Source organism: Rufibacter sp. XAAS-G3-1 (genome assembly GCF_013623775.1).
Taxonomy (GTDB): domain Bacteria; phylum Bacteroidota; class Bacteroidia; order Cytophagales; family Hymenobacteraceae; genus Nibribacter.
The window spans coordinates 23288-36249 of record NZ_JABFAM010000020.1; the positions used below are offsets into that span (position 1 = coordinate 23288).

8 protein-coding genes are annotated in these 12962 nt (G+C 42.2%); 6 read left to right on the forward strand and 2 right to left on the reverse strand.

Annotated features, from left to right (window positions below):
• Positions 1–2: 2 nt before the first annotated feature.
• Entirely contained in the window at positions 3–2048 is a 2046-nt protein-coding gene (gene brxL, locus HHO50_RS18490) for a protease Lon-related BREX system protein BrxL (protein ID WP_181308263.1), read from the forward strand.
• A gap of 35 nt (positions 2049–2083) precedes the next feature.
• Here the strand turns inward: brxL and HHO50_RS18495 are convergent, their stop codons facing one another.
• Positions 2084–2416, reverse strand: coding sequence for a hypothetical protein (locus HHO50_RS18495; RefSeq protein WP_181308265.1), 333 nt, complete (start codon positions 2414–2416; stop codon positions 2084–2086).
• Between the two features lie 484 nt (positions 2417–2900).
• Here HHO50_RS18495 and HHO50_RS18500 point away from each other — a divergent pair, with 484 nt between their 5' ends.
• From HHO50_RS18500 to HHO50_RS18515, 4 genes are all read left to right on the forward strand, one after another.
• Positions 2901–3590 (forward strand): recombinase family protein, encoded by a 690-nt coding sequence (locus tag HHO50_RS18500; RefSeq protein ID WP_181308267.1) that lies wholly within the window; start codon positions 2901–2903, stop codon positions 3588–3590.
• A 557-nt stretch (positions 3591–4147) separates the two neighbouring features.
• A complete protein-coding gene (locus tag HHO50_RS18505; RefSeq protein WP_181308269.1) occupies positions 4148–7273 on the forward strand; it encodes an RNA-directed DNA polymerase in 3126 nt (1041 codons plus the stop codon).
• A 493-nt stretch (positions 7274–7766) separates the two neighbouring features.
• Positions 7767–8042 (forward strand): hypothetical protein, encoded by a 276-nt coding sequence (locus HHO50_RS18510; RefSeq protein ID WP_181308271.1) that lies wholly within the window; start codon positions 7767–7769, stop codon positions 8040–8042.
• Positions 8043–8190: 148 nt separating this feature from the next.
• Positions 8191–9174 carry a hypothetical protein gene (locus HHO50_RS18515; protein WP_181308273.1) on the forward strand — a complete coding sequence of 328 codons (984 nt, stop codon included), beginning with the start codon at positions 8191–8193 and terminating at the stop codon, positions 9172–9174.
• 350 nt (positions 9175–9524) lie between these two features.
• Here HHO50_RS18515 and HHO50_RS18520 read toward each other — a convergent pair whose 3' ends face one another.
• Complete coding sequence (locus HHO50_RS18520; protein WP_181308275.1) at positions 9525–11321, reverse strand: hypothetical protein; 1797 nt, start codon at positions 11319–11321, stop codon at positions 9525–9527.
• Between the two features lie 427 nt (positions 11322–11748).
• Between HHO50_RS18520 and HHO50_RS21605 the strand changes: the two genes are divergently transcribed.
• Positions 11749–11961, forward strand: a complete 213-nt coding sequence (locus tag HHO50_RS21605; protein ID WP_181308382.1) for a hypothetical protein — start codon at positions 11749–11751, stop codon at positions 11959–11961.
• Positions 11962–12962 lie beyond the last annotated feature (1001 nt).

Sequence of the window (12962 nt, forward strand, 5' to 3'; positions counted from 1 at the left end):
CTATGGAATTGGATAAAATAGACCGGATTGCCTCAGAAGCATTTGAAGGGTATATTGTTAGGAAGGATTTACTGGAACAATTTAGGAAAACATACCCTGTTCCAACTTATGTGATTGAATTCTTGCTTGGTAGGTACTGTGCTACTACAAATGAAGAGGAGATTCAGGAGGGCCTTGAAATTGTAAAACGCCAGCTACAGGATAGAACCGTCCGGCCTGGGGAGGAAGAGTATTTCAAGTCTAAAGCAAGGGAAAAAGGGTCTATCAAGATCATTGACATCATCACCGCTAAGCTTGATTCCCGCACAGATAGCTATGTTGCTTACTTACCTAGCCTACGCCTGAATAACATCCGCATTTCCCCTGAGATGGTAAGTGCAAACGATAGAATGTTGACAGGTGGGTTTTATGCTGAGCTGGAGGTAGAATATGATAACGCCATTGCCCAGGAGAATAACGGTCGCCCCTTTGGTATTACCAGTTTGAGGCCAATACAACTGTCGCAACGGAATGTTGTGGAAACGCTTTACCAAGGTAGGCAGTCTTTTACACTAGAAGAATGGAAGGACTTTCTGATTAGGAGTGTAGGCATGGAGCCTACTGCTCTATCTGAGAGAGCCAAAAATGTGCTACTTGTACGCATGATCCCTTTTGTGGAGCGGAATTACAATGCCGTTGAACTTGGGCCCAGGGGAACTGGCAAATCCCACCTATACCAGCAGATTTCTCCCTACTCGCATCTTGTGTCTGGAGGTAAGACAACGGTTTCTAAAATGTTTGTGAACTTAGGCAGCGGCGAACGCGGCTTGGTTTGCAAGTATGATGTGGTCTGCTTTGATGAAGTCTCCGGGGTTTCCTTTGACCAAAAAGATGGAGTAAACATCATGAAGGGCTACATGGAGAGCGGTGAGTTCAGCAGGGGGAAGGAGCCTATTAGAGCTGATGGAGGCGTGGTGTTAGTTGGTAACTTTGATGTAGATGTAGAGCACCAGCAACGCGTAGGTCATTTGTTTGGACCCTTGCCTCCGGAGATGCGCGATGATACCGCCTTTATGGACCGTATACACGCCTTTGTTCCGGGGTGGGATTTCCCCAAACTAAACAAGGCCTACTTTACGGACCATTTTGGCTTGGTGAGTGACTTTTTAGCTGAGTGCTGGACAAGACTTAGGGACAACAGCCGGATATCTTCTGTTTTACCAAGAGTTGATTTTGGAGGAGCAATGAGTGGTAGAGATACCACGGCTGTCTATAAGACCATGAATGGGCTCTTAAAACTCATGCAGCCAAATCCTGAAGAACCTATTTCTGATGAGCTTTTAGAATGGGCTGTAAAAGTTTCTCTAGAATATAGACGAAGAGTAAAGGAACAGCAAAAACGCATTGGGTCAGCTGAATTCCGGAATACCCATTTCAGTTACAGAATTGGTCTAGAAGGGGTTGAAACCTTTGTCACTACCCCCGAGCTTCATAGTGAGAATACTATTGGAGAAGACCCTCAGCCACCAGGGCAAGTATGGACCATTAATACCAGCAGCCAAGACGAACCAGCAGGCTTATATAAGATAGAAGTAAATGTTGGTCCAGGCAGTGGTGTGAAAATTCTAAATAGACCTGCACCTGCCCAATTTCAAGAGAGTGTAAGAATCGCTGAGCAAAACCTTTATAGTAAGACTAAGGAGTTGGTGGGAGATAGAGATTCGCGCAGTCATGAATTCTCCGTGCAACTCAGATCCTTTGATGCGTCTAAATCTGGAAGTGGGGTAGGCATGGGAGTTCTGGTGTCTCTTTGTAGTGCTCTTTTGGAGCGAAGTCTTAAAGGCGGTTTAGTGATAGTTGGGCACCTTAATCTGGGTGGCTCTACAGATTTAGTTTATAATGCTGTAAACTTAGCTGAATTGGCTGTAGAGAAGGGAGCCACAACTTTGCTAATACCTTTGAATTCCAGAAGGCAGTTAAATGATCTTTCGGATGATATGATTACGAAAATTAATATTCAATATTACACTGATTTGAGAGACTGCTTGATGAAAGCTCTATTAGAATAAATAATATGGCCTGCTAAATTTAGCAGGCCATATTATTACAAACCCAGTTGATTAGCTATTTCTATTGCCTCATCAATTATATCAATAGCTTCTCTTTGCGTTTTTGCTTCCCATGTTCTATCAATCAATTTTCTGAGTTGTTCTGTGTGTTCCGTTTTAGGGAACCTGTAGACAAGAACAGTGAGCACTGTTGTCAAGGCTCGTTGGCTACTGAAAAATTTTTCTGGATTGTTTTCATGTACAAAGCCTCCAAAAATATCCTGCGCAGCATACCCAAAAGGGTCACAATATTTGGAATTACAATCAAAAGCTGCTCGTGCAAGATCTTCGTAATTGAAGGCTGCATCGTTAGGTTTATTCAAATGCATAATTTTGCTCAGTTAAATAAAATATGTAGTAAAGGTGTGCAAATTGTGTGCAAACAAAAAAACCACTTACAAGTTTTATATCGTAAGTGACTGATTAATGAGTGGTCGCGCAGGAAGACGAACCCCAAACTTTCTGATTTGCAGCAGAATGCTTTATCCAGTTGAGCTGCTTTATTGAATTACGATTTAAAACCCATTTCCCATTTCTGCCTTGGAGTTTAGACACTCCTAGATAGGCAGCACCTTTCTATATCCTTGATAATTTTTATAGAACCACTCTATAAGTAAATGTTCCACGACCAATTAAAAAATCAAGAATGGTCCTCTTTGCTCTTTACTACAAGTCAATACTCCTTCACAAACATATGATAAGATTAATATTGAGAAAATTTTAAGTTATTTTACAAATCAGGAATGGACGTTACTGATCTGTAAAATAACACTATCTTCGCGTGGAACATAAGGGAGGGAGGGGTTTCAAGCTATGGAGTATCATAAATATATCGCCTATTACCGGGTGTCCACCGTCAAGCAGGGCAGGAGCGGGCTTGGCTTGGAGGCCCAGCGGGCAGCCGTCATCTCCTATGCCAAGGACCCGTGCGGCATCCTGCAGGAGTTCACCGAGCAGGAGTCGGGCAAGAATGACGACCGCCCGCTCCTGGAGCAGGCGATCCTGGCGGCCAAGCGGCATGAGGCCACCCTGATCATCGCCAAGCTGGACCGCCTGAGCCGGGAGGTGGCTTTCCTCTTCCAGCTCAAGAAGCGGGTGGAGCGTAACAGCATTAGCTGGCTGTGCCTAGACATCCCCGAGATGAACACGCTCAACATCGGAATCTGGGGGACCATGGCCCAGCACGAGCGGGAGCAGATCAGCAAGCGCACCAAGGCGGCGCTGCAGGCCCTGAAAGCAAGGGGCAGGAAACTGGGCAACTTGGAGAACCTGACCGACGTCGGCCGAGGGCTCGGCGTGGAGGCGATCAAGAGGAAAGCGGCCGCTAACGAAAACAACCGGAGGGCCGCGGAGCTGATCCGCCTTTACAGGGAGCAGGGGGCCACTTGGGTGACCATCGCCGGCAAACTGAACCAGTCCGGTTTCAAGGCGAGCAAGGGAGGGGTTTTCCAAGCCGTGCAGGTGAAGCGAATCTATGAGCGCTATTGTCTCGTCTCTGGCTAAGCTACCGGTCCGGTCCCGGGTGTAGCGAACCACCTTTCTCCGGTTCTTGCAGAAGCATACAATTCTTAGCTGGGGGGATTCTAGTATATGGAGCTCCCTTTGAGGTGTATTAATCCTGTCTAGCAATCCAACCTGGCCTCTATTATATATTATAAACCCAGAAGTGCGTTAGTCAAATAAAATAAAAAGCAATGGCTTGAATCGGATTTGTCAGTGATTCAGGATCCCATAGGCTTGGGTATTGATTCCTCAGAGGACTTACCCTCCTGCATTAAGGTCGTACTGGAGAAGGAGAGCAGGATAAAAATTTTAAATAATATAGCATTATACTATATTTAACTACATCTTTTTGTAGTTTGTAGTTGAATTGCTGCAGCAGCAGGCATGCCTCTCTTTGTTTAGGGTAAGGGTTATATGTGTTTCCTATCGTGCTAGCCCAACCTTAAACACTGGCTCATATCTATTCCCCCATTTACTTGGAATAATATAGTATGTCCCTACTAAAATAGCGGTGTTCACCATATTTCTCAACAAGGGATTAAGTAGTTCAAGATTAGATGCAAAACGAAAGGAAAATAGAGCGGCTTACGATAGGAGAGGCCAATGACGAGATTATAACAGCTTACCGTAAATTCAAGTCCCTTATATACAACGAGAATTACTCCCTTCCTCTCCGTTTGCAGTTGGCTAGATATGAGGCTTTAGGGATTGACAAAAAGTTAAGAATCCTCGCGAGTAAAATAGCTTCGTGCGATGACAGTTTCGTTGATAGTAAAATTGAGAGGATAAGCTTCGCTTGCTATCCGAAGCAGTTGAAGGGGGCGGAGGAGAGTAAGTTCGAGGGTGTGTTTTTTTCCAACAAAAGGAGCAGCGAGTCATATACCTGCCCCCGGCTCACCACCTTTATAGAATGCCCTGTCGAGCTCCACATTCTTTCTGTCCTTTGGGTGATGCGGCTTGGCCACAAGCTTGACAAAGACTTGGCTGACTCCTGCTTTGCGAACAGGCTGCACAGAAATACAGATGAGGAATTTTACGGGAACGGTATCCGTCTTTTTCAAAAATACTTTGAACGGTATTCAAGTTGGCGAAATGAGACCATATCTAAAGCCAAGGCGTTACACCAGCAGGGGCTGAACACAGCTATCTTGAACCTGGACCTTAAGGACTTCTACCATTCGGTTGATTTTGACCTTTCAAAAGAAATCCCAACTCAAGGGGGTTCTTTCGATGAATGGCTGAATAGGAAGCTTGCTGATATCCATCAAAAATATGCCGACTGTCTTTTTGAGGAGGGCCTTATCAGGGAACCCAGGCGCATTCTGCCTGTTGGGCTAGTGTCCTCAAGTATCCTTGCAAACCACTACCTCAAAGATTTTGACCAGTGCATAGAAGACTTTGTGAACCCATATTTCTATGGGAGGTATGTAGATGATATTATGCTTGTTTTCAAGTCGCCCTCCGACTTGGAAAAACAAACAGACCCGGTGGCCTCTTTTGTGAAAAGATTCATCCAGCAGCCTTTGGATAACAGCGAGGGTTGCCTGAAGGTAGATGAGGCAAAGGGAGGGGAGGGAAGTCCTGAAGATACTGTATTCAGTATTGACTATAAGGGGAATAAACTCACCTTCCAACAATCAAAGGTGAAACTATTCAACTTTCAAAAGGATGAGCCTTTAAGCTTGCTTGAAGAATTTGAGGAGAACATCCGAAAGAACAGTAGTGAATTCCGGATGTTACCGGAAGAGGACAGTCTAATGGATTCATTCGACAAAGCCTCTTCGCATATCAGCTATTCAGACTCAATAAATAAGATAAGGGCTATAGAAGGCTTTCGTTATGACAGGCTGCAGGCTTCTAAGCACTTAAGCTTCCTGATAAATTCGTCCAAAAACACGCACGCGTTTGATGACGGGAAGATCAGGAAAGTATGTGAGAATATTGAGGAGTTCTTCAGGGGGGTCAACTGTATCGACCTGAATGGGATGTGGGAGAAGGTGTTTACATTCTTTATCATCAATCGGCAGTATGATAAGGTTATAGACTTCACCAAAGCCATTATCTCCGAAATTGAAAAAGTAAAATATGCTCCGGAAGGAAAACTAGAGGCTAAAGAAATAGAGCAAATAGGCTCTTGGGTTAGGGGAGACTTGGTACTTCAACTTTTCGATAGCCTAGCCATGGCGGCAACCTTAGACCTCAAGGCATTTGAGGAAAAGGTTATAAAGTACCTTGAAGGGGACTTCAAGGAACACACTGGATATGCTGCAAATCTGCTGAAGAGGCAACTGGGACTGATCACGAGGAAAGCTGAGCGGCTTATCAAGTCAAACATGCTCAGGCACAATTACATTTCCTACCCTTTGCTGAATTATTGCGAAATAGTGGGGGCAGAGGAGAACCCAAGGGTTAATTTTCTGGATGCAAGCTTTACTCTTTCATTCCACCCAAAATTGGAAAACGAAGATTCCCCTAAGATAAGATTTTCCCCAAGGTTCATCCACTACCACGAGGTTTGCATTTTCTATGCTGCCACTAGGCACAACCAGGAGAAGCTGGGACCTGTTTTTGAGGAGGAGTTCATCAACATGGAGTATTGGAGACTGAACCGTTCCACCCAGGACGGAGCCAAGGAATATCCGAGCTCCTCTGCAGAAAAGACAAGTATAGAATCCACCATTGATCAGATCGAAGTTGAATTACAGGCAGAGGATGAGAGTGTAGACCAATTCCTTGCAGGTTTTCCCCAGCATCAGAAGGGAAATGAAAAAGAAAGCGTCAAAGACGAGGACTTTAAAATCATCACTTTAGGTAAAAGACCGGGCAAAGGGATACTCAGAGTGGGTATGGCAAATATCAAAGTAAAGCCTTCCGATTCTATAAATTCTTTCCTAGGCAAGCCTAACATCAGCTTCAGTAGACAGTTGGATCTCTTTTGTATTTTAAATGAGGCTCTCAGGACTAAATCAGACATAGTGGTTTTCCCTGAGATTTCGGTACCTTTCTCCTGGCTGAGTACAATCACGGAGTTCGTCAGGAAGAGCAATGTGGCCTTAGTCTGCGGGTTAGAGCATGTCACAAGCTCAGACGGGAAGGTACTGAACTATGTCGCGACTATTTTGCCATTTAAACATGGCAAATACAGAAACGCCTTCGTGGACCTACGTTTGAAAAGAGACTATTCCCATAGTGAGGAGAAGCTTATCAAAGGCCACAAGGGCTTTTCAATACCTGATTTGGAGGAGCGGAGACGTCACAGGTTAAGGATCTACGACTGGAACGGGATTGCCTTCAGTGTGTTCAACTGCTTTGAATTCTCCGATATCAGCAAAAGGGCACCTTTGAAGGGAAACGTAGATTTTGTGGTCGCAGTGGAGTACAATAAAGATACAACGTATTTTTCCAATATCTCAGAGTCCGCAGCAAGGGATATCCATTCCTATGTCATTCAGGTGAACGATTCCACTTGGGGGGACAGCCGCATAGTCCAGCCTTCCATGACAGAAACTAAGGACATCGTACGGATTAAGGGGGGAGACCATATCCACATCGTCACTGGTGAGATCAACATCAATGAGCTTCGTGAGTTCCAGATGAAGGAGTATTCCCTACAGGAACACAGCCAAAGTTTTAAACCTACTCCTCCTGGTTTTACGATCAGTGAAGAAAGGAAGCCTTGGTAAGGCTATACACAAGGGCAGTATTCTCTCCAACTGCTCATACCTGAGATAAAAGCAATTTAATAGTAGTAAGGCCATTGAGCTGGCACAGGTGAAGAACGAGTAGTGATTAGCTTATACATATTTTTTAGATAGATCCTCGGTACGTATATAATTCATTACTAATGCCCAACAAACCCCCGATGTGTATGGATTGGCCGGAATAGGTAAAGAGAAAGATGCCGTATTAAAAAACATTTGGAAGAACTTGTATATGATAATCTACAGACTCCATAAATACATCTTTTTCCAAATATGCAGAGTTACGACCCACCATCTTTACATCCTCCAACCTCATCAGGGTGTCATATTCAGGAATATGGGATTTGAAGTGTCAAATTTCGACTGATCGGGATCATTCTTAATCCTATATAGTCAGCATATTACTTATCCGGGTAGTGGAGCCTTTATTTTCATTTCACCCATTAATTATTACATTGGAAATAAAAATTGTCAAATGATGAACACAAATACCGTAAAACAGGCAATTGATTACGTTTTAGCAAATCCGCAAGTACAACAGCACGTTGCCGCGCTGGAGTCGCATCCCAGAAGTTTCGTAATACACCATGTCACTGCCGAGGTAGGGAACGTTCAAACAAACACAATGAGGGTAACTCTCAATTTCTATGATGTTGCCAACACAAGCTATAAAGAAGATGTCGTTGTCGATCTGCAAGGAACAACATATGCAAATTTTAGAGTTATAAATATTTATCAGGTGCAACTCTAGGAAGGTGCTGCAAGGCTAGATCTCTGGCGCAGCATGTAGGCTTAACTAACGGCTCATCGATGCCGAATAAACCAATTATTATATTAACTCCAATTCCCCTTCATTCATTGCCTATAATAATTGATTCTAGGCAATGACTATTATATATATGGAAGAAAATATAGCTAATTTAGAAAACACCAATGATTTCAAAATAGTCTTCGCCAGTGATCTTCATGAGATAGATGCCAATACATTGGCTAATTTTCTCATAAGTATGAACTCTATAATTCAAGAAGTAAATCGAGAATTAGAGTCAAACTCTACAGTTAATGTCCATATCACGGGTTTTAGGAAGGGTAGTTTTCATGTTTATTTTAGGGTAATAAGACGCTTTTTATCCTCTACACCAGGACCTCTTACGAGTTCAAAATTTACAAATGCAGCTGACCTTATTACAATTTTAAGCGGATTATATGGTTTTGCGGTATTTATAGGTGGGCAGGAACCGGCAAAGGAAATCCCGAACAATAACGGAGTAACTATTCAAAACCAGCAAGGCGCTAATATTACGGTCAATAATATTGTTTATAACATATATACAACCAATTCGGTCGTAAGTAAGGCCATTGCGAAAAGTTCTAAGGTTCTAGAAAATGACAAATCAATTGAAGGTTTTGTTATTGCTAATTCCGAAGCTATGGAAATTATAAGCATACCGAGGAAAAATTTTAGTGCGTTGTCTAAACCTAATCAGTTCCTTAAAAAACAGACGAAAAGGCTTGCAAACCCAGAATATATTCAGGAGAAAATATCGGTACAAAAAGAACTGAATGATAATCGCATAGAAACACTTGAAATTAAGAATGCAGCCCTAAGTATTATTATGCTATCTTTTGATTCCGAGCAGGAGTCGTATTTTCTTTATGATGGACAAAAAATAAGTGCAAAAATTAGCGACAAGCAATTCATCGACAGCATCAATCAGGGCAGACGTTTTTCTAAAGATGACGTCTTTATTGTGGATCTAAAATTAAAGCGTGAACATTACCAATCGGAAAAACCTATGGTAGTTAACAATTATGAAATCACTAATGTTATAGAACACATTCCTGGGGGCACGCATAACAGCCGTGTTCAAAATAATGATTGAATTTAAACCATAAGGTAAATTATTCTACTCAAATGAATAAACTTAAAGAATTACGTCCATAAAATAGATTTTAACCACTTTAAGGAAAATATTCAGCAATAAGATACTCACTCTACATGAATGCAATTGATACTATATTGGCTAATAACATATTTACGGAGCAGCGTCTTCATAAAACGGAATGGAAAGGCGATCAGACGAATTATGTTATTTTCGACGGCATGGTACCTTTTTGAATCCAGTCCTGCCTACCTAGAGACTGGCAAGGCTACATGACGCCGTATAATACCTTACTTTCGAAAAGAGGGCTATTAGAGTTGAAGGGATCTCTTTGATAATTTTAAAGTATTTTAAAACTGGTATAAATAGCCTATAGAGAGAAACCATCCTGTATCAATTCTTGAAACGGTGAGGTTCCCAGGGACTTTAGGATACGATTCCCCCACCACTATTTTATCACTGTGCTTATCAACATATCCTGCAATTAAACCACCGTCCAAAGCAAGCATGTGCTTTTTACCAAAGGATAAGCCACCCCCAAACAAGCCTCTAGGTTTTATTTTATTAGCCACGGATACGCCCGCTCCAATACTAGCGTGATAACCAAAGTTATTTTTTTCTCCTATTTTCTTGCCAAACCGAAGCATAGCCGCCAATCCAATTTCAACTTTATCAACGTTTTCTTTATCAAAGGTGAAGGTTGATGAGGAGTCCGCAGGATTAAAGTTTTCTGTCGTAGAGAAAGCCCTATCGTAAATGTTTGCTGTATAAAACGACATTCCAGCCGAAATGTATTTTCGCATAACGGTAGGGAACGTGATGGGTATCGAATGGCTGTGTTGGTTCAAGGCATCATTTCTTGGAACGATGGTTAGCTGTACCTTTGTCTGCTCACCCATAAATTGTATAGGAAGGGAGGTATATGAGTTTATTTTATTGTTCTCAATTGACACAAGCGGAGCTAGAAGCTCGTTTGTTTTATCAGCTGAAATTGATCCCTGAATAGTAGTCAGGGCTGTTCCATAACCCGCATATTTTTCCTTGATAATCTTGTCTGCTTTAGCGAACTCAGGATTTGCAGAAATTGAAGTTGCGTTCTTTTCCGAAAAAGCTTCATATCTTTTCTCGGTTTTGGAAATTTCTTCAGTCATCTGTGATAAATGAGTCCTGATTTGCTGGACATACTTCAAAGCTTTGGTGAAATCAAATTCATCATTCCTGGGGTTATTCAATTTTAACGATTGCAATCTTCTTTCGTAAACTGCTAACTTTAAGTTATCTATTGATTGGGTTGCCCATATAAGTCCGTCTGAATATTGATCTATCCTTTCCATTTCAGCTTTTATGCTGTCTTCAACTGCGCTATATCGTTTAGCGACGCCATCGAAATCTATTCCATAGATATCCATTTTTTTAAAAGCTGAAGGATCTACTAGGGGCGAGCTCGTAGTTGAGCTAAAAGGGCCAATCCCGCCTATCAGCTTTGCTAACACGTCAAGTTGGAGTGATCCAAAAGTCGGGGTCTCTTGGCGTTTGCTTAATACTGAATCTGACTTAGTAAGGGAAACTTTCCATATATTTTGATTTATGCTGTCTATTCTTATGCGAAAAAACTCACCTTCCTCGATATTACCCAATGTGATTTCAGGCGGAAGTTTTTTTTGAAAATCTATTACAAGCAGCTTATCAAAAGCTTCGTCAGCCGCCTTCTGAGCCGCCTTTGCAGTTTTATTAGCTTTTTTCATTGCCTTTTTAGCTTCAGTGATATGGCTTTTATCTGGGTTGGCTCTCAAAGCGGTGGCGGCGGCTGTGGCTTCATCAGAGGCTGATTGGGCTTTGGCAGCTAGCCTTTTAGCCTCATCGGCTTCATCTTCTTTACCTACTGATTCGCCTGATTCTGCTGCAGCTGTAGCTCTACTAAAGGCTTTTTCGGCTCTTTTAGCTGCTTTTTCAGTTTTCTCCGCAACTTTTTCAACGGCTTTGCTAATCGGAGTTGTTACTGCAACAGGTTTCACAACTGGGAGTTCGGCGGGAGGATCTGTTAATCTAACTTCAAGGTCTTGAGCATTCACCAATCCGGCAAAGCAGAAAATTAAAAATAAAATTGTAAAGGTTGTTTTCATATCAAAGATTAAAAAGTTATTCATCTTTCAATAATCTAAAAATACATCAATAAATCAATATTAAAGTTTTAAGTATATAAATTTTAAATATTTTTAATCTTCTTTAAACTAGCTATTTATAGAAGACTTGACCAACGGTTAAGCACATGATATAAGGCCATAAACCCCCACTAAAGGAGCCGCCTATCATGAAGAATATCTAATACAATAAACTGACAAAGAAATCGACGCACAGGTCGAAAAAGAGATGAAAGAACTGTTCTGTGAAAACATGGAAAGTGAGCTATTCTTAGCAGCTTGGCGCGGTAGTATCTTTTAGCAGCGCGGCATGAGAGAAAACATGAACCGCACCCTCCTCAATTCTAAATGAATATCGCAGACGCAAAGGCAGTATTTGGTACATCCACCAGGAGCTGCTCGGCAAGCAGCGGGTTAAGTACGGGAGCGAGTAATATCCTCCCTGGCCTCTTGGCTTACTAGGGCTTATGGAGGGGGCTGGGGCAAGCGCCACCTGTGGCATTGTGTAGGCGTTGCGGACACTTTTCCGGAAGGCCAGATAGTGAACGCACTGCGTACACAATTGAGCTGGACGCACCTGCGCCTGCTGGCCAGGATGGGGTTGCACAAAGCTATCGAGCTGGCAAAAGTGAAAAAGAAGGTGTGATATACTTTATTGGAGCTTCATTACCTACACGGGTTCTCATACCGGAACCTGCTTCAGATGCGGAATCTCGCCTCCGCCCATTCCGGTCCTAAATTCACGCAACAGCTGGTTGCGCAATGGTCTTTGGGTGGGAGGCTGAGGGCTCATTATCTTTAATATTATTTAACATAAGGTAAATTATAAGACATTTATAAGTACCTGACTTTCAATTTTTTACATTGTATATTATATTAACTGATTTAAGGAAATATATACATCTTGTAAGTTTAACCTGGTTAACTAATCAGAATTCTATCTCATCTTTCCTTTTGATGAAGTACCTTTCCAATTGTAAAACTAACCAATCACCCGTCAGTGAATTGATCCATTCATTCATTTGCAAGGAGACAAAGTCCTTATAATTAGAAGCTTGTGTAAAGCTGGGGACAAAAAAGCAACTTTCGAAAATCCCTTCCAGTAGTTTTGGGGACAAAAAGGCAACATTCGCCTGGAGAAATGTTGTTTTCCGTGTTTTCTTTGGAGATAAGGCTCCCAGAATAGGGTAATGCCGGTTGTTTTCGCCTTTTTTTCCCTTTCCTTTAATGATTTATCTGATTTCAGGTACGCTAAAAGAGAAATAGATTATAGTTGTTAAATAGTAGATAAGTAGTACGGGCTGTAACTCGTTGACTTATAATTTCTTATCCCTGTTTTTAGAGACAAAAAGGCAACATTTTAGGGACAAGAAAGCAACATTCGGGAGACGAAAAGGCAACATTTTGGGGGCAAAAAGGCAACATTCCGGCTCTTCTTATGGCTTTAGGGGACCAAAAGGCAACATTCCCGCTTTTTTGGCTGCCCTTGGGGACAATAAGGCAACATTCCCTCCTGTAGGGTCGCCATGGGGACCAAAAGGCAACATTTATAGTATAGAGGCTACCCTGGGGACAATAAGGCAACCTTCCATATTACGGGTTACTTGGGGACGAAAAGGCAACATTTAGGCTCTTACCCTTCCTCCA